Origin of the sequence: Mycobacteroides sp. LB1 (genome assembly GCF_013449725.1) — a bacterium.
Taxonomy (GTDB): domain Bacteria; phylum Actinomycetota; class Actinomycetes; order Mycobacteriales; family Mycobacteriaceae; genus Mycobacterium.
In genome coordinates this window covers 563,467-578,913 of the sequence record NZ_JACCFF010000001.1, presented here as the reverse complement: position 1 = coordinate 578,913, position 15,447 = coordinate 563,467, and the positions used below count along the sequence as shown (strand labels likewise).

Here is a 15,447-nt window from a genome sequence, read left to right as displayed (position 1 = left end):
GGCCTCTAATGGACTTACTCTTGGGCCGTGACCGGTCATTCGGACGATCCACAGGTGTGGCGTAAGCCGCCTGAACTGGTCGACCCTGAAGATGATGTGCCGTCCGCCAACTATGGCGGCGACTTCGAGACCACGGCAATCCCGCATTATCAGGCGGAGAAGCTGACGAGCTCCCACGACGTGAAAGAGGTTGGACCGTTGTACGATCCAGCGCCGCTGCCCTATGCCGAACCTGCTACCACCCAGATATCTTCCGAGGCGGTGCAGGCACGACACGCTGCACCGTGGGGAAGCCAGGACCCGACGGGCGACCGTCGTGGCACCCAAGACCTGGGACTGTTGTTGCTGCGTGTCGGAGTGGGCGCGGTGCTCATCGCCCACGGGCTGCGCAAGGTTTTTGGCTGGTGGGGTGGGACCGGGCTCAACGGCTTTGAAGCGACTCTCGGAGATCGTGGCTTCAAATACGCCGACATCCTTACCTATGTCGGTGTGACGGCGGAGCTGGGCGCCGGGGTGCTGCTGGTTCTGGGCCTGCTCACGCCACTGGCGGGTGCGGCTGCGCTGGCCTTCATGGTGAATGTGCTGCTGTCCGACATGGTGGCGGACAAAGCGAATCGCTATGCGATCTTCTGGCCCGAGGGGCACGAGTTCGAGCTGCTGATGATCGTCGCGATCATTGCGGTGATCCTCGTCGGCCCTGGTCGGTACGGGTTTGACGCCGGACGCGGCTGGGCCCGCAGGCCGTTTGTCGGGTCCTTCGCCGCGGTGCTGCTGGGCTTGGGTGCTGCGGCCGCCATCTGGGTGTTCCTCAACGGAACAAATCCGCTGGCCTAACCATGTTTCTGCACCCGATACGCGGTGTCGCACGTCAGTCAATTGCGAAATGCGTCGTAAACCGTAGTTTCGACGGCTGCTCAGCACTGCAGAGGCTGCTGCGTTAAACGGATTCCGATCATGTTGGGCGAAATCTCAACGGAAACCGTATTCTGCTCGCATTCGGCCGAGCGAGGAGACGCGCATGAGCTCAGACAGTGCAGTGGAGAGCAAGGGGCTCAAGGGCGGCGCGATGGGGCTGCTTTCCAGCGTCGTCGTCGGGCTCGCCTCTACGGCACCGGCCTACAGCTTGGCCGCCACCCTGGGGTTGATCGTCGCCAGCGGCGGCGCCCTGCTGGCCGGGGTCAAGGCGCCCGCCATCGTGCTGATCTCCTTTATCCCGATTTACCTCATCGCGGTGGCCTATCAGGAGCTGAACAAGGCCGAACCGGACTGCGGCACCACCTTTACCTGGGCGTCCCGGACCTTCGGTCCGATTGTCGGATGGCTCGGCGGTTGGGGGATCATCGCCGCCGATGTCATCGTGATGGCCAACTTGGCCCAGATCGCGGGCGCCTATTCGTTCACGTTTGTCGGTGATCTGGGGTGGACCGCGGCGGCCAGTCTGGCCGACAGCACCCTGTGGTCGACAGTGGCAGGCGTCCTCTGGATCGTGATCATGACGTACATCTGTTACCGCGGTATCGAAGTCTCGGTGCGCCTGCAGTACGCACTCTTGCTGGTCGAGATGGTTGTCCTGGTTGCCGTGTCGATCATCGCGTTGATCAAGGTCTACACCCATAACGCCGAGGCCTACTCGCTGCTGCCGTCGCTGTCCTGGTTCTGGCCCGGGGGTATGGATTTCGGCACGGTCATCGCACCCGCCGTGCTGACAACGATCTTCATCTACTGGGGCTGGGATACCGCGGTGGCATGCAATGAGGAATCCGATGACCCGGGACGCACGCCCGGGCGGGCCGCAGTGCTGTCCACGTTCCTGCTGCTGGCCACCTACGCGCTGGTGAGCGTGGCCGCCGTCGCCTTCGCCGGGGTGGGCACCGAGGGTATTGGGCTGGGCAATCAGGAGAACGCCGCTGACGTGTTCGCGGCCATCGGACCCGAACTCTTCGGGGATAGCTTCCTCGGGCATGTAGGGATGCTCCTGCTCTCGGCCTCCATCCTGACGTCGGCGTCGGCCTGCACCCAGACCACGATCCTGCCGACGGCCCGCACCACCCTGTCGATGGGTGTCTACAAGGCGCTGCCCGACTCGTTCGCGTCGATCCACCGCACGTATCTGACGCCAACCACCTCCACCGTGGCGATGGGTGCTGTCTCGATCGTCTGCTACGTGCTATTTACGATCATCAGCACCAACCTGCTCACCGCGCTGATCGGATCGGTCGGCCTGATGATCGCCTTCTACTACGGGCTCACGGGCTTCGCGTGTGTGTGGTTTTACCGCCGGACACTCGCGCAGAGTGCGCGCAATTTCCTGATGCGTGGTGCGATCCCCTTGCTCGGCGGAATCGCCCTTACGGTCATCTTCGCCTACGGGCTGATCCAGTACGCCAAGCCCGACTGGCTCATCGATGACGCCGGCAACAACGTCACTCTCTTCGGGGTGGGGGCCGTCGCGGTCGTCGGGATCGGTGCCCTGGTGCTCGGTGTCGTGGTGATGCTGCTCTGGCGGGTGGCCGCTCCACCGTTCTTCCAGGGGACGACGCTGCCACGGCGCAGTGCCGATCTGGTGCTGGCGCCCGCAGGACCCACCGCGCACTTCGGCTTACCTGACGCGGTTGAGGCGCAGCAGACCGTCATCGCCACCGATCTGTCCAATCTCCCGGAGGGGGAGGTGGCGTTGAATCCGCAGACGGGCGAGGAGTTCAGCCGGGACCGTTGACGCGCTAGCGTGCCGCCAAGGCCTCGTTGGCGGCGGCCGCGGCGTCATAGTCGGGGATCCAGTCGTCGGCCAGGATGGCGGTGAGCCCCTCGGCCTGCTGCTGCGGGCTGAGGTCGGTGGCGCGGTAGATGCCACCCGACTGTCGTGCGTTCTGCTGCACCCGGCTGGTGCGGTCGCGGCGCAGCGACTCGTAAAGCGCCAGCCGCCTGGGGATGTCGGTGTCTGATGCGTCCGCTAGCACGGTGGCCAGCACCACCGCGTCCTCGATCGACATATTTGCGCCCTGACCCAGATGCGGAGTCATCGGGTGAGCGGCATCGCCGATGAGTGTGATGCGATCGGTCGACCAGCACCGCAACGGCTTTCGGTCGTAGAGACCCCAGCGGAAGGTCTCGGTCATGGCCGCGACGACATGCCGCACCGGTTGGGCCCACTCGCCAAACTCGGCGGCCAGCTCCTCGACATCGCCCGGGGCAGTCCAGGATTCCTCCGCATCGAGATTGCTTGCGGTGAAGGCCACCACGTTGAGCATCTGGCCCCGCGAGACCGGATAGATGAGGAAACTGCGCCCGGGGCCGAGCCACATCTGCATGCAGTCCAGATCGACTGTGCCACCCAGACGTTCGACCGGGATCAAACCTCGGTAGGCCATGATGCCCTCGCTGGACAGCTCCACCGGCCCGGCGACGACGCGCTGCACTACCGAATGGATACCGTCGGCGCCCACGACGATATCGGTGCGTTCCTCGGATCCGTCGTCGAACAGAATGCGCACGCCCTCGGGCGTTTCAACGAGGTCCAGGCAGGAGCGGCCCAATTCGACGGTGCCCTGCGGCAGGGCGCCCAGCAGTGCGGCCTGCAGCTGGCCGCGGTGCACGGGCAGCGAGGTCACGGGCCGGTCGGGGCTGACGGCGGGCCAGGCCGGCGGCATCGGGACGTTCTCGCCGTTCCAGGTGTGCCATGTCGAGCGGTGGATGGGGGCGCCGATGGCCCGCACCCGGTCCAGAAGACCGGCACTGTCGAGGGCCCGCAGACCGTTCTTGGCGATAACCACACCCGCGCCTGCCTCGCGCAATTGGTGTGCTTTCTCAAAGACTTTGACGTCGATGCCCTTGGTGCGCAACGCCACAGCGGTGGTCAGGCCGCCGATTCCCGCGCCGATGACTGCTACTCGCATGTGTCGGTCCCTTCATCAGTTCTCCATAACGTTAGCATGCTAACTATTGTCATGCTAACGCGTTAGACTGCGGCGGTGTCGACGCGTCCGGATGAAGGTTTAGCGCAGGAGATCGAAGACTTGGTTGCGGCCACAGACGCCGTGTATTTCGCGATGCGCAGGGGGCGTACCTCGCCCACGGGCACGCAGGCCGGGCTGAGTCGGTCTCAGCTTGAGCTGCTGGCCGCACTGCTTGACCAGCGTTCGATGCCGGTCAGTCAGCTCGCCGCCACTGCCGGGGTGGCGGTGCCGACGGCAACCCGGGCGCTCAAGCAGCTGGAGGAGCGGGGCATCGTGCAGCGCGCCCGTTCTTCATCCGATGACAGGCTGGTCCTAGTGGGTCTGTCGGCGGCTGGGCGGGCACGGGTCAATAAGGCGCAGTCGGCCTTTCGTGCGGCTCAGCATGGGGTGTTCGCGGGGCTCTCCGGTGTTGAGCGCCGCGCGATCACCGAGAGCCTCACGAAACTTGCGGGCCTGATCAACGGCAGCCTGGACGAGTAGCCCCTAGCGCTTGGCAAATATCGTCCGGTGCCAATCTTTTTCGGCGGTGCCGGTGATATCGCTCATGACGTGCTTGATGGTGAGGTACTCCTCCAGGGAGTAATCGGACATGTCCTTGCCGAAGCCGGACGCGCCGAATCCGCCGTGTGGCATCTCGCTGACTATCGGGATGTGATCGTTGATCCACACGCATCCAGCCTTGATGTCCCGCGAGGCCCGCTGCGCGCGGTAGATGTCCCGCGTCCACACCGAGGCGGCGAGGCCGTAGGCGGTGTCATTGGCCTGCCGCAGCGCGTCGTCGTCATCGGTGAAGGACCGCACGGTGAGCACCGGACCGAAGATCTCGTTACGGTAGGCCTCGGACGACTCCGCCACATCGGCGATCAGCGTGGGCCGGTAGAAGGATCCCGGTAGATCGGGAGAGGTCCCGCCGGTGACGATCCGGCCACCCTGTGTGGGGGCGCGGTCCACGATCTTCGACACCCTGTCGCGGTGTGCGGCCGAAATCAACGGTCCGATATCGGTATTCGGATCCATGGGGTCGCCGACGACGACCTTGTTCATCACCTCGCCAACCCCCGCGACGAAGTCGTCGTACAGGTCGTGGGCGACGATGGCCCGGGTTGCGGCGGTGCAGTCCTGGCCGGAGTTGATGATCGCTCCCGCGACCGCACCCTGGATCGCGGCGTCCAGGTCGGCATCGTCGAACACTACGAAGGGGGCCTTGCCGCCGAGTTCCAGTTGTGTGCGATGGCCGTGAATTGCCGCCGCCGCCATTACCTTTCGGCCGATTGCAGTGGACCCGGTGAAGGTCACCAGGTCCACGTCGGGATGTCCGGCGAGTGCGGCGCCGACATCATCGCCGCGCCCGGTCACGACATTGAGCACGCCCTCGGGCAGCTCGGCCTCGGCGGCCAGACGTGCCAAGGTCAAGGTGGTCAGCGGCGTCAGCTCACTCGGCTTGATCACCACCGTGCATCCCGCGGCCAGCGCGGGCAACACCTTCCATACGGCCATTTGCAGCGGGTAGTTCCATGGGCTGATGGTGGCGACCACCCCGGCTGCCTGTCGCCGGATGCTGGAGGTGTGATCGGCCGAGTATTCGGCCGTTGCCTTGCCCTCCAGATGTCTTGCGGCACCGGCGAAGAACTCGACGTTGTCGATGCTGCCGGGTACATCGAACTCGCTGGCCAGCCGCACCGGCTTGCCGGTCTGGGCGACCTCCTCGGCCACGAGCGTGTCGGCATCGGCGGTCATCGCGGCGGCCAGTTTGGCCAGGACCGTCGCGCGCTCGGCGGGTGTCGACGAGGCCCAACCGGGTCCCGCGGCTTTAGCCGCCGTCACCGCCGCATCCACATCGGCGGGGGTGGCCAAGGCCAGTTCCGCGACGACAGTGCCGGTCGCCGGATTGATCACACGGTGCGCTTCTCCGCTGGTCGTGACGGGGTGGCCATTGATCCAGCTGCTGGGAACGCTCACCTCGCCAACAGTATCGTGAATCCACGGATTCCATCGTTTGTAACCCATCCTCGGCGGTAATTCGTCGTAAATCATTGCGTTAGGCGATGGAATCCGTGCACAATCGACCTCGTGGCCAATACGACACGACGCTTGTTGCGCGTCGCCGATCCCGGTAACAGCTCCGCTGCCTTCCAGCTCGACGACGTCTCCAAGGCGATCGTCGAGGAGCTTCAGCAGGATGGCCGGCGTCCCTACGCCACCATCGGAAAGTCAGTGGGGCTCTCCGAAGCCGCCGTGCGTCAACGGGTACAACGCATGATCGATGCCGGCGTCATGCAGATCGTGGCGGTCACCGATCCCATGCAGCTCGGGTTCGCACGTCAAGCCATGATCGGCATCAAGTGCTCGGGTGACACCACCGAGGTGGCCGAGCGGCTGGCGGAAATCCAGACCGTCGACTACGTGGTGCTGACCGCCGGAACCTTCGACGCAATCGTTGAGGTGGTCTGCGAGGACGACGACGACCTGCTGGACCTGCTGAACAAGCAGATCCGCGCGGTGCCGGGGGTGACCTCCACAGAGACTCTGGTCTATCTGAAATTAGTTAAACAGCAATATAATTGGGGTACACGGTGACAACCGTCGATGTAGCACACGATATTTCAGGCGACCTGCAGGAAAAGGCGGCCCGCCATCTCTGGGGCCACTTCGCCCGGCACGGCGAGGGCATCACGCCACCCATCATTACTCGCGGCGAGGGGGTGACCATCTGGGATGACCGCGGCAAGAGTTACCTCGATGGTCTCTCCGGATTGTTCGTGGTGCAGGTCGGGCACGGACGCACCGAGCTGGCGGAAGCAGCGGCGCGCCAAGCCGAGAAGCTCGCCTTCTTCCCACTGTGGTCGTACGCGACCCCGACCGCGATCGAACTTGCCGATCGCATCGCCGGGTACGCCCCAGGTGATCTGAACCGAGTCTTCTTCACCACCGGCGGGGGAGAGGCGGTGGAAAGCGCGTGGAAACTGGCCAAACAGTTCTTCAAGCTGACTGGGAAACCCGGCAAGTACAAGGTGATTTCGCGCGCCATCGCCTATCACGGGACCCCTCAGGGGGCACTTGCCATCACCGGCCTGCCCGCGTTCAAGGCGCCGTTTGAGCCGCTGACCCCGGGTGGGTTCCGCGCACCGAACACCAACTTCTATCGCGCACCGGATCCGTATGCGCACGACCCCAAGGCATTCGGGCGATACTGTGCCGACAGGATCGCCGAGGCCATCGAATTCGAGGGGCCCGATACCGTCGCGGCGGTGTTCCTCGAGCCCGTGCAGAACGCGGGCGGTTGCTTCCCTCCGCCGCCGGGCTATTTCGAGCGGGTGCGCGAAATCTGCGATGAGTACGACGTGCTGCTGGTTTCCGATGAGGTGATTTGCGCCTTCGGCCGCATCGGATCGATGTTCGCCTGTGAGGATTTCGGGTACGCGCCGGACATCATCACCTGTGCGAAGGGCATGACATCCGGGTACTCGCCGATCGGAGCGATGATCGCCACCGACCGGCTGTTCGAACCGTTCAATGACGGTAAGACCACCTTCCCGCACGGATATACCTTTGGCGGACATCCGGTATCGGCCGCCGTGGCACTTGCCAATCTCGACATCTTCGAGCGCGAGGGGCTCAACGATCGGGTGCGCGAGAACGCGCCGGTGTTCCGCTCTACCCTGGAAAAACTCCACGACCTGCCGATCGTCGGTGACGTGCGTGGTGAGGGGTACTTCTACGGAATCGAACTGGTCAAGGATAAGCAGAGCAAAGCGACCTTCAGCAGTGAAGAAAGCGAAAGATTACTGCGCGGCTTCCTGTCTTCGGCGCTCTGGGAGGCGGGGCTGTACTGCCGGGCCGACGACCGTGGTGACCCGGTGATTCAGCTTGCGCCACCGTTGATTAGCGGGCCACGCGAGTTCGACGCGATCGAGGAGATCCTGCGGGGAGTGCTCACCGCGGCCTGGGCCCGGTTATAGACATGAGAGTCCTCATCGTGGGCGCTGGAGGAGTGGGCAGTGCGGCCGCACTCATTGCGGCGCGCCGGGAGTTCTTCGAAACACTCGTGATCGCGGACTACGACATCGCGCGGGCGCAGACGGTGGTCGATCGCCTCGGCGATCCCCGGTTCACCGCGGCCCGCATCGATGCCTCCTCGACCGAGGACGTCACGGCTCTGTGCCGTGAGCATCGAATCACGCATGCTCTCAACGCTGTTGATCCTCGATTCGTCATGAGCGTCTTCGAGGGATGTTTCGCGGCCGGGGTGACCTACCTCGATATGGCGATGAGCCTCTCGCATCGTCATCCGGACCAGCCGTACGAGCTGCCCGGGGTGATGCTTGGCGATGAACAGTTCGCCACCGCCGAAAAGTGGGAGTCTGCAGGGCTGTTGGCGCTCGTGGGCATCGGGGTCGAACCAGGGCTTAGTGACATCTTCGCGCGGTACGCCGCCGATCACCTGTTCTCCGAGATCGACGAGCTGGGCACCCGCGACGGATCCAACCTGGAGGTGCAGGGGCACCGATTCGCTCCGTCGTTCTCCATCTGGACGACCATCGAGGAATGCCTCAACCCGCCGCTGATCTGGGAACGCGATAAGGGATTCTTCACCACTGAACCCTTCAGCGAGCCAGAGGTTTTCGACTTTCCGGGAGGTATCGGACCCGTCGAGTGCGTCAACGTCGAACATGAGGAAGTGGTGCTCATGCCGCGCTGGGTGAACGCCCGGCGAGTGACCTTCAAATACGGCCTCGGCGCAGAGTTCATCAACGTGCTGCGCACATTGCATCTCCTCGGGCTCGACAGCACCGACCCGGTCAGTGTTCGTGCCGGAGGTGGCGATGCGGCCGTCAGCCCGCGTGATGTGGTGGCGGCGTGCCTGCCGGACCCGGCTGGGCTGGGGCATCTGATGCGCGGGGCCACCTGTGCCGGGCTGTGGGTGACCGGCACCGGTAAGGACGGCAGGCCCCGCGAGGTCTATCTGCATCACGTCGTCGACAACGAATGGACGATGGCGCGTGACGGCGCCCAATGCGTGGTGTGGCAGACCGCCGTCAACCCGATCGTGGCCCTGGAGCTGCTCGCCGAGGGTGCGTGGAGCGGTGCCGGGGTGCTCGGCCCCGAGGCGTTCGACAGCCTGCCGTTCCTCGATCGACTCAATACCTTCGGTGCCCCGTGGGGCATGCAGGAGCGTGCGGCCGCCTAGTCGCGGATGACGCCTTCATAGGGGTTCGGCACTCGGCCGTTACTGGCCGCCGACAGGATGGGCAGCGTCGAGAACGTCACGGCCGGCAGCCGTAGGCCGGTGCCGTCGGTGAGATTGGCCTGCGCCCAGGCGTGCTTGTCGAAGCTGAGCCCCTTCACATCGGTCCACGGCAACGTGCGGATGGATGTCAGCGTCCGCACCTGTACCGACTCGGTATCGACCGCCGTGAAGTACCTGACGACCGCGTAGGAGATGACGACCGGGATGACCAGCAGTGGCGCGAGGATCGGCTGGTACAGGACGAAGGTCAGGATGCCGAGCGCCAGAAACCCGGACATGAAATGCGCCATCGGCGATATGCGGATCACGGTGCGCTTCGTCGTCGATGAGCCGCTTGCGCGAAGAGGATCAGGCTCCGATGAGCCGCTTGCGCGAAGAGGATCACACTCGGCCATTCGCCCATTGTCCCTTATGGGGGCAATTTGACTCGGACCTCTAGAAACGACTACCGTGCCCGGTGTGAACAACCACACCTTGCTCGTAGTAATCGGTATGCGCGTCGACGCGTAGCCCGAGTCCAAGGCAACTCGCGCACACTCGACGCGCAACCCTCGTACAGCAGACCGCTGGCGGGGGTTTTTTGTTGCCATAGGTTTCACTACAGCCACAACAAGAGGACAGACCACGATGAGCGCACCTACGAAGCCCAAGCCAGCGGCGGCTCCTGAGCCCAATGTCGTCGCACCCCAGCGCGTCTCCGGCGCGCAGTCGGTAGTGCGGTCGCTTGAGGAGCTCGGTGTCGAGGTCATCTTCGGTATTCCCGGCGGTGCGGTCCTGCCCGTGTACGACCCGCTGTACGACTCGACCAAGGTCCGCCATGTCCTGGTGCGCCATGAGCAGGGTGCGGGGCACGCGGCAAGTGGCTACGCGCACGCCACCGGCAAGGTCGGCGTCATGATGGCCACCTCCGGTCCGGGCGCGACGAACCTGGTCACCCCGCTGGCCGATGCACAGATGGACTCCATCCCGGTGGTCGCGATCACCGGGCAGGTGGGCCGCAGCATGATCGGCACCGATGCCTTCCAGGAAGCGGACATCTCCGGCATCACCATGCCGATCACGAAGCACAACTTCCTGGTGTACAACGCCGAGGACATCCCGCGGGTCATGGCCGAGGCCTTCTACATCGCACAGAGCGGGCGTCCGGGGGCGGTGCTCGTCGATATCCCCAAGGATGTCCTGCAGGCGCAGACCACGTTCAGCTGGCCGCCGCAGATGTACCTGCCCGGCTACAAGCCCGTCACCAAGCCGCATGGCAAGCAGGTCCGCGAGGCGGTCCGGCTCATCACCGCGGCCAAGCGTCCAGTGCTGTACGTCGGTGGCGGTGTCATCCGCGCGGACGCGTCCCCTGAGCTCAAAGAGTTGGCCGAGCTGACCGGCATCCCCGTCGTCACCACCCTCATGGCGCGCGGCGCATTCCCCGACAGCCACCAGCTGCATATGGGTATGCCCGGGATGCACGGCACCGTCGGTGCGGTGGCCGCGCTGCAGCGCAGCGACCTGCTGATCACCCTGGGTGCACGGTTCGACGACCGGGTGACCGGGCAGCTGGAATCGTTTGCCCCCGATGCCAAGGTGATTCACGCCGATATCGACCCCGCCGAAATCGGTAAGAACCGTCACGCCGATGTGCCGATCGTCGGTGATGTGAAGAACGTCATCACCGAACTGATCGAGTCCATCAAGGCGGACCGCGCAACCGGCACTGCCACGGATCTGTCCGACTGGTGGGTGTACCTGGATGACCTCCGCACGCGGTACCCGCTGGGATACGACGCGCAGCACGACGGCAGCCTGGGCCCGGAGTTCGTCATCGAGACGTTGGGCCGGATAGCCGGACCCGAGGCGGTCTATGTGGCGGGCGTTGGGCAGCACCAGATGTGGGCCGCGCAGTTCATCAAGTACGAGAACCCGCGCACCTGGCTCAACTCCGGTGGTCTGGGCACCATGGGCTTCGCGGTTCCCGCCGCCATGGGCGCCAAGATGGCGCGGCCGGAGGCCGAGGTGTGGGCCATCGACGGTGACGGCTGCTTCCAGATGACCAACCAGGAGCTGGCCACGTGTGCCATCGAGGGCGTGCCCATCAAGGTGGCGCTCATCAACAACGGCAACCTGGGCATGGTCCGTCAATGGCAGACCTTGTTCTACGACAAGCGCTACTCGCAGACCGACCTGGCGACGCACTCGCGCCGCATCCCCGATTTCGTGAAGCTGGCCGAGGCGCTTGGCTGCGTCGGATTGCGTTGCGAGCGTGAAGAGGACGTGGCCAAGGTGATCGAAGAGGCGCGTGCCATCAACGATCGCCCGGTGGTCATCGACTTCATCGTCGGTGCCGACGCGCAGGTGTGGCCGATGGTCGCGGCCGGCACCAGCAATGACGAGATCATGGCGGCCCGGGGCATCCGGCCGCTGTTCGACGACGACGATATCGCGGCTCCCGCGGAGGGACAGGAATGACAAGTACCCATACTCTGAGCGTTCTGGTCGAGGACCGTCCCGGCGTGCTCGCTCGTGTCTCCGCGTTGTTTTCTCGTCGTGGCTTCAACATCGCCTCGCTGGCGGTGGGGCCGACGGAGCTCAAAGGCATATCGCGCATGACAATCGTCGTCACCGTCGACGATTTTCCGCTGGAACAGGTCACCAAGCAGCTCAACAAGCTCATCAACGTGATCAAGATCGTCGAACAGGACGAGGCCAATTCGGTGGCTCGTGAGCTGGTGCTCGTCAAGGTGCGCGCCGATGCGACGGTGCGCGCACAGGTGATCGAAGTGGTGAACCTGTTCCGCGCGAAGGTTGTCGATGTGTCGCCGGAATCGGTGACCATCGAGGCGACGGGCACCCAGTCCAAGCTGGATGCACTGATGCGGATGCTCGACCCGTACGGTATTCGGGAGATCGTGCAGTCCGGCGTGGTCGCGCTATCGCGTGGCCCGCGGTCCATCGCCGCCGCCAAATAAGATCTGATTTTAAAAAGGTAAGAAGGGAAAAGCACTGTGGCAGTTGAGATGTTCTACGACGACGATGCGGACCTGACCCTCATTCAGGGGCGCAAGGTTGGTGTTATCGGGTACGGCAGCCAGGGGCACGCGCACTCGCTGAGCCTGCGTGACTCCGGCGTTCAGGTGAAGGTCGGTCTGCGTGAGGACTCCAAGTCCCGCGAGAAGGTCACCGAGCAGGGCCTCGAGGTCGACACCCCCGAAGAGGTCGCCAAGTGGGCCGACGTGATCATGGTGCTCGCGCCCGACACCGCGCAGGCCGAGATCTTCAAGAATGAGATCGAGCCGCATCTGAAGGACGGCGATGCGCTGTTCTTCGGCCACGGGCTGAATATCCACTTCGGTCTGATCAAGCCTCCGGCCAATGTCACCGTCGGAATGGTCGCCCCGAAGGGCCCAGGCCACCTGGTTCGCCGGCAGTTCGTCGATGGCAAGGGTGTGCCCGCACTCATCGCCGTGCACCAGGACCCCAAGGGTGAAGGCCAGGCGCTCGCGCTGTCCTACGCCAAGGGCATCGGTGGGACCCGGGCCGGCGTCATCAAGACCGACTTCAAGGAAGAGACCGAGACCGACCTGTTCGGTGAGCAGGCTGTGCTCTGCGGTGGCACCGAGGAACTGGTCAAGACCGGTTTCGAGGTCATGGTCGAGGCCGGGTACGCCCCCGAGATGGCGTACTTCGAGGTGCTGCACGAGCTCAAGCTGATCGTCGACCTCATGTACGAGGGCGGCATCGCCCGCATGAACTACTCGGTGTCCGACACCGCGGAGTTCGGCGGGTACCTCAGTGGTCCGCGTGTCATCGACGCAGGCACCAAGGAGCGGATGAAGGACATCCTCAAGGACATCCAGGACGGCACCTTCGTCAAGCGCCTCGTCGCCAACGTCGAGGGCGGCAACAAGGAGCTCGAAGGTCTGCGCAAGGAGAACGCCGAGCACCCGATCGAGGTCACCGGCAAGAAGCTGCGCGACCTGATGAGCTGGGTCGACCGGCCGATCACCGAGACTGCCTAGTCTCAATCGACGCAAAAGCCCCCGGCGCCCTTTGGTGTCGGGGGCTTTTGCGCGTAGGCCTCGGGCGGTGTCGTTGTCTCTCAGTGGGAATGGTGTCAATCGGCAGCGGGCCGCTCTCGCCGGATAACACAGGCAATCCGGCGGCCTACAAGGTCACAGCCCCGCTTACTCTGACGGAGCCCCTGCCTGTCCGGCAAGATGCACCAGATGATGCGATATCGGACGGAAAGGTGCGGGCTTCATAGATATGACATTTAGCGACGTTCAGCTTGCCCTGATTGACGCGGCTGAAGCGATCGTGGCCGAGAGTGGACTTTCCGCACTCTCATTGCGTAAGGCCGGATTACGAGCCGGGCAATACAACAACAGCGCTGTGCAGTATCACTTTGGAAGTCGCGAAGGGTTGGTTGCGGCAGTGTTAGAGGCCCGTTTGGGTCCGATTGACGAGGCACGATGTGAGATGCTCACCGAGCTTGACGCGGCAGGTGACTACTCGGTACGCGATCTCATGAGAATTGTGGTTCTGCCGTTCACTCGGGCAGTCTCCGGTAAGCCCGGAAGTTGTTACGCACGTTTCCTGGCCCAATCTCTGCTCGATCCCAGCCTCGCCAAGATAGTTCTTAGCGGCCTTCAGTCCAGCAGTTCTGTCGAAGTGACCAATAGGCTCTCCGGCCGCACCGGCCTTTCCCGGATGTTAGAGGGATCTCGAACGCTATCGGCGTACGCGTTGATAATCGTCGCCATGGCGACTTGGGAAGCATTTCCCGATTCCGGTCCTGAAGTATCAGAGCTGGAAGATGATCTGGTTGAGAGGGCTACCGCAGTGATGTTGGCTCCCTCGAAGCGATCAAACATCGGGCCCTAGTTAGCCGATTCCGACTTGAGACGGAACCCCCGCTCGGGTCAGGGCGGGGGTTCCTCTCGGTACTCGTTTAAAGGGTCGGCGGACCGCTTGGTTTGGGCTTCTGGAATACGGGCCCGCCGCTGCCTGGTGTGCTGGGCTTTGGTGCGTTTACGGCGGCAGGTGCACCGGGTTTTGGACTGCTTACGCTCGGTGTATTGGGCTTCGCCGGCACCTGGGCGGTGACACTCGGCGCGCTGGGCTTCAGTACCGGGTTGCTGCTGTCCCTACCGTTTCGGAAGCCACTGTTTACCGGGCCGGTTGGAGCCAGGTTTCCCGGGTTGGTAACCGCGGGTGGCTTGGGGGCCGGTGGCTTGCCCGGTGCAAGAGTTGCCGGCCCGAATTTGGTCTGTCGGGGGCCGAAGAGGCCGCCCGGCGCGAATAGGCCCGGAGGTCTGGGTGCGCTTGAGGGTTTTGGTTTAAGGCCGGGGCTGTCGGCTGCATTCCGGCTTGGGCCCCAGCCTCCGATGCCTCTGCCCAAGGGTTTATCCCCGGGTTTCATGGTGCCGCTATCGCCGGGGGCGGTGCTACCACCGGCTGCGGCATCGCTTGTTTCATCGTTGACGAGCCCGATGGCCGGCGTCGCCGGTGACTCACCGGCCGAAACGCAAATCAAGCCGGTGGCAATTAGCGCTGCCGCTGGGGCGGCACCGGCGACCGCGCGAAGGCGATGTCGAAAATTAGAATGAACATTCGGAAATGGCATGTGGGGCACTCTCCTTGGTGGACGAAACGACGCTGTTCTCCAATTCGGACGGTAAGTTAAGACGAGTGTCTTGATTGCGGTTTGATGAAATATCAGAAAAAACATGGAGACGTCCGCATCGCATCGAGCTCGTGCCGGGGACTGGGGACAGCTCTGCGGATTGAGATCTCCTGCCGGGGTTCGGTGGATACTGGAACTCGATGACTGCGTCCCGCTCGACCTCCGTCGCCTCCCGGCTCGTTGCCCCCGCCGCAGTGGCGGGTATGGCGGCAGTGGGTTGCGCGGCAATATGGTTTGCGGACCCGACGACACCCGGGGGAGTGCTCCCGGGGTGCCCGTTCAAGGCACTGACCGGGCTCGACTGCCCAGGGTGTGGCGGCCTGCGCATGGTCTACTCGCTGATGCACGGGGACGTTCTCGGTGCACTGCGTTACAACGCGGTTGCGTTGGTGGCCTTGGGGTTTCTCGCGGTCTGCTTTATCGCGTGGACGCGCAGCCGCTGGCGGGAGGATGCCGATTGGAATCCGCCGTGGATAGGTGGATGGGTATCGACGGTCACCCTGGTGGTGTTCGTGGCGTGGTTCGTCATCAGGATGATTCCGATCGCGCCGTTCACCGCGCTGCGAGTGTGA

General features: G+C 64.0%; 14 protein-coding genes. 11 read left to right on the top strand and 3 right to left on the bottom strand.

Annotation, left to right across the window (positions count from 1 at the left end; genetic code table 11):
* The first annotated feature begins 27 nt into the window (after window positions 1-27).
* Entirely contained in the window at window positions 28-834 is an 807-nt protein-coding gene (locus MLB1_RS02960) for a DoxX family protein (RefSeq protein WP_180748222.1), read from the top strand.
* A 184-nt stretch (window positions 835-1,018) separates the two neighbouring features.
* Window positions 1,019-2,716, top strand: a complete 1,698-nt coding sequence (locus MLB1_RS02955) for an APC family permease (RefSeq protein ID WP_180748221.1) — start codon at window positions 1,019-1,021, stop codon at window positions 2,714-2,716.
* Between the two features lie 4 nt (window positions 2,717-2,720).
* Here the strand turns inward: MLB1_RS02955 and MLB1_RS02950 are convergent, their stop codons facing one another.
* Window positions 2,721-3,893 (bottom strand): FAD-dependent monooxygenase, encoded by a 1,173-nt coding sequence (locus MLB1_RS02950; protein ID WP_180748220.1) that lies wholly within the window; start codon window positions 3,891-3,893, stop codon window positions 2,721-2,723.
* A 153-nt stretch (window positions 3,894-4,046) separates the two neighbouring features.
* Between MLB1_RS02950 and MLB1_RS02945 the strand changes: the two genes are divergently transcribed.
* Complete coding sequence (locus MLB1_RS02945; RefSeq protein ID WP_180749658.1) at window positions 4,047-4,433, top strand: MarR family transcriptional regulator; 387 nt, start codon at window positions 4,047-4,049, stop codon at window positions 4,431-4,433.
* 3 nt (window positions 4,434-4,436) lie between these two features.
* Here the strand turns inward: MLB1_RS02945 and MLB1_RS02940 are convergent, their stop codons facing one another.
* Window positions 4,437-5,912, bottom strand: coding sequence for a gamma-aminobutyraldehyde dehydrogenase (locus tag MLB1_RS02940; RefSeq protein ID WP_180748219.1), 1,476 nt, complete (start codon window positions 5,910-5,912; stop codon window positions 4,437-4,439).
* 111 nt (window positions 5,913-6,023) lie between these two features.
* Between MLB1_RS02940 and MLB1_RS02935 the strand changes: the two genes are divergently transcribed.
* Genes MLB1_RS02935 through MLB1_RS02925 form a run of 3 tightly spaced genes read left to right on the top strand, consistent with a single transcriptional unit; the run spans window position 6,024 to window position 9,141 of the window.
* Window positions 6,024-6,530 carry an Lrp/AsnC family transcriptional regulator gene (locus tag MLB1_RS02935; protein WP_180748218.1) on the top strand — a complete coding sequence of 169 codons (507 nt, stop codon included), beginning with the start codon at window positions 6,024-6,026 and terminating at the stop codon, window positions 6,528-6,530.
* A complete protein-coding gene (locus MLB1_RS02930; RefSeq protein WP_180748217.1) occupies window positions 6,527-7,912 on the top strand; it encodes an aspartate aminotransferase family protein in 1,386 nt (461 codons plus the stop codon). Before MLB1_RS02935 ends, MLB1_RS02930 begins: the two co-directional genes overlap by 4 nt.
* A gap of 2 nt (window positions 7,913-7,914) precedes the next feature.
* The gene (locus MLB1_RS02925) at window positions 7,915-9,141 is read left to right on the top strand and encodes a saccharopine dehydrogenase C-terminal domain-containing protein (RefSeq protein WP_180748216.1); all 1,227 of its coding nucleotides are present in this window, start codon (window positions 7,915-7,917) and stop codon (window positions 9,139-9,141) included.
* Here the strand turns inward: MLB1_RS02925 and MLB1_RS02920 are convergent.
* Window positions 9,138-9,491 carry a PH domain-containing protein gene (locus MLB1_RS02920; RefSeq protein WP_255485691.1) on the bottom strand — a complete coding sequence of 118 codons (354 nt, stop codon included), beginning with the start codon at window positions 9,489-9,491 and terminating at the stop codon, window positions 9,138-9,140. The genes MLB1_RS02925 and MLB1_RS02920 overlap by 4 nt on opposite strands.
* 337 nt (window positions 9,492-9,828) lie before the next feature.
* On the opposite strand from MLB1_RS02920, the gene MLB1_RS02915 reads away from it, so the two are divergent.
* The 5 genes from MLB1_RS02915 (at window position 9,829) to MLB1_RS02895 (ending at window position 15,447) form a co-directional block, all read left to right on the top strand.
* Window positions 9,829-11,658, top strand: coding sequence for an acetolactate synthase large subunit (locus MLB1_RS02915; protein ID WP_180748214.1), 1,830 nt, complete (start codon window positions 9,829-9,831; stop codon window positions 11,656-11,658).
* The gene (ilvN, locus tag MLB1_RS02910; RefSeq protein ID WP_078323958.1) at window positions 11,655-12,158 is read left to right on the top strand and encodes an acetolactate synthase small subunit; all 504 of its coding nucleotides are present in this window, start codon (window positions 11,655-11,657) and stop codon (window positions 12,156-12,158) included. The genes MLB1_RS02915 and ilvN overlap by 4 nt, the downstream gene beginning before the upstream one ends.
* Window positions 12,159-12,206: 48 nt before the next feature.
* Entirely contained in the window at window positions 12,207-13,208 is a 1,002-nt protein-coding gene (gene ilvC, locus MLB1_RS02905) for a ketol-acid reductoisomerase (protein WP_180749657.1), read from the top strand.
* Window positions 13,209-13,455: 247 nt separating this feature from the next.
* Window positions 13,456-14,073, top strand: coding sequence for a TetR/AcrR family transcriptional regulator (locus tag MLB1_RS02900; protein WP_180748213.1), 618 nt, complete (start codon window positions 13,456-13,458; stop codon window positions 14,071-14,073).
* A 942-nt stretch (window positions 14,074-15,015) separates the two neighbouring features.
* Entirely contained in the window at window positions 15,016-15,447 is a 432-nt protein-coding gene (locus tag MLB1_RS02895) for a DUF2752 domain-containing protein (protein ID WP_180748212.1), read from the top strand.